The organism is Helicobacter pylori (assembly GCF_009689985.1).
Classification (GTDB): domain Bacteria; phylum Campylobacterota; class Campylobacteria; order Campylobacterales; family Helicobacteraceae; genus Helicobacter; species Helicobacter pylori_CG.
The window spans coordinates 1-2125 of the sequence record NZ_QBAW01000019.1; the positions used below are offsets into that span (position 1 = coordinate 1).

A 2125-nucleotide genomic window follows, 5' to 3' on the forward strand; every position below is an offset into this window, starting at 1 on the left:
AATCAAGAAGTAAAAAGAAAGAATAAGCTCAATCTTTCAAAACTAAGCAACAAGAAGTTCTTTTGTCAGGTAATACTCTTTGGCTTTTAACAAGCGAATGTTAAAAGCTTTTCTCTAGAAAGGAGGTGATCCAACCGCAGGTTCACCTACGGTTACCTTGTTACGACTTCACCCCAGTCGCTGTGTGTGCCGTGGGCAGTAGCTAATTTAGCATCCTGACTTAAGGCAAACACAACTCCCATGGTGTGACGGGCGGTGAGTACAAGACCCGGGAACGTATTCACCGCAACATGGCTGATTTGCGATTACTAGCGATTCCAGCTTCATGCAGGCGAGTTGCAGCCTACAATCCGAACTGAGAGGTGTTTTGAAGATTGGCTCCACTTCACAGTATTGCTTCTCTTTGTGCACCCCATTGTAGCACGTGTGTAGCCCTAGGCGTAAGGGCCATGATGACTTGACGTCGTCCCCACCTTCCTCCTCCTTACGGAGGCAGTATCCTTAGAGTTCTCAGCATAACCTGTTAGCAACTAAGAAAGGGGGTTGCGCTCGTTGCGGGACTTAACCCAACATCTCACGACACGAGCTGACGACAGCCGTGCAGCACCTGTTTTCAAGGTCTAGCAAGCTAGACACTCCACTATTTCTAGCGGATTCTCTCAATGTCAAGCCTAGGTAAGGTTCTTCGTGTAACTTCGAATTAAACCACATGCTCCACCGCTTGTGCGGGTCCCCGTCTATTCCTTTGAGTTTTAATCTTGCGACCGTACTCCCCAGGCGGGATGCTTAATGCGTTAGCTGCATTACTGGAGAGACTAAGCCCTCCAACAACTAGCATCCATCGTTTAGGGCGTGGACTACCAGGGTATCTAATCCTGTTTGCTCCCCACGCTTTCGCGCAATCAGCGTCAGTAATGTTCCAGCAGGTCGCCTTCGCAATGAGTATTCCTCTTGATCTCTACGGATTTTACCCCTACACCAAGAATTCCACCTACCTCTCCCACACTCTAGAATAGTAGTTTCAAATGCAGTTCTATGGTTAAGCCATAGGATTTCACACCTGACTGACTATCCCGCCTACGCGCTCTTTACGCCCAGTGATTCCGAGTAACGCTTGCACCCTCCGTATTACCGCGGCTGCTGGCACGGAGTTAGCCGGTGCTTATTCGTTAGATACCGTCATTATCTTCTCTAACAAAAGGAGTTTACAATCCTAAAACCTTCATCCTCCACGCGGCGTTGCTGCTTCAGGGTTTCCCCCATTGAGCAATATTCCCTACTGCTGCCTCCCGTAGGAGTCTGGACCGTGTCTCAGTTCCAGTGTGTCCGTTCACCCTCTCAGGCCGGATACCCGTCATAGCCTTGGTAAGCCATTACCTTACCAACAAGCTGATAGGACATAGGCTGATCTCTTAGCGATAAATCTTTCCCCCGTAGGGAGTATCTGGTATTAATCATCGTTTCCAATGGCTATCCCAAACTAAGAGGCACATGACCTATGCGTTACTCACCCGTGCGCCACTAATCAGCACTCTAGCAAGCTAGAAGCTTCATCGTTCGACTTGCATGTATTAGGCACGCCGCCAGCGTTCACTCTGAGCCAGGATCAAACTCTCCATAAAAGTGTTTGTCCTAAAGCTCTTTTGTTTTTTGATAGGCTGTTGTTATTCCTAACAACAGCTTTAGCGTATCACAAGAACTCGTTTTATTTGGTTATTGAATAAAACGGGTTGTGTTCTTAAGTATTACAACAACAAAACAGAAAGAAACTTTTTAAAAAGGTTTAGCCAAACGCTAACCTAAAAATACTCTCATGCCATTCAGTCATCAATCATAATGATATAATATGATATAACCATCAGAATCAATGGAATTGATTGGCACTGGTTGGATAAGAATTTCTTATAAAAGAATGAAAGTTATAAAAACTCTCACTCTATTTAGTCAGTCATTACTTATTATTTTAGAATATCCCTTTAAAAAGAACTTCTATCAATTTGCTTAGTTTTCAAAGATCGTTTGCTTTAAACAGCTATCCTTGTAAGGTATCAAGCGGCTCTTTAAAAGCCCTTGCTGAAACAAGGAAATGAAAGTATAGTCATAGAAAGCTTAAGGTTTGCTTAAA

1 rRNA gene and 1 pseudogene are annotated in these 2125 nt (G+C 44.6%); one reads left to right on the forward strand and one right to left on the reverse strand.

From position 1 onward, the window contains the following. Nucleotides 1–118: 118 nt before the first annotated feature. Nucleotides 119–1622, reverse strand: a 16S ribosomal RNA gene (locus tag DBU79_RS07660). A 1-nt stretch (nucleotide 1623) separates the two neighbouring features. Here DBU79_RS07660 and DBU79_RS08100 point away from each other — a divergent pair. Then, nucleotides 1624–1803 (forward strand): annotated as a pseudogene (locus DBU79_RS08100) (hypothetical protein). Nucleotides 1804–2125: the final 322 nt, after the last annotated feature.